The 378-nt window shown below is 42.6% G+C and carries 1 protein-coding gene; it reads left to right on the forward strand.

Annotated features, from left to right (window positions below; genetic code table 11):
• Positions 1–378, forward strand: a 378-nt coding sequence (locus H4J46_RS00005; RefSeq protein ID WP_182231556.1) for a putative Ig domain-containing protein, incomplete at both ends; no start/stop codon positions are given.

Raw genomic sequence — 378 nt, forward strand, 5'->3', positions numbered from 1 at the left:
AAATACTAATGATGCACCGATAATTTCTGGTACGCCAGCCACCACCGTAGCGGAAGATGCTGCTTATAGCTTTATTCCAACAGTGAGTGATGTTGATGCAGGTGATACTCAAAGCTTTAGCATTACTAATAAACCTAGCTGGGCAATATTTAGTACTTTAACAGGTGGTTTAACGGGTACACCAACGAATACCGATGTGGGTATAACTGCTGGTATTGTCATTAGTGTCAAAGATGCTGCGAATGCAACAGTGAGCTTAGCGGCATTTACTATCACAGTGTCAAATACTAATGATGCACCGATAATTTCTGGTACGCCAGCCACCACCGTAGCGGAAGATGCTGCTTATAGCTTTATTCCAACAGTGAGTGATGTTGA

The organism is Colwellia sp. MB02u-6 (assembly GCF_014077095.1).
Classification (GTDB): domain Bacteria; phylum Pseudomonadota; class Gammaproteobacteria; order Enterobacterales; family Alteromonadaceae; genus Cognaticolwellia.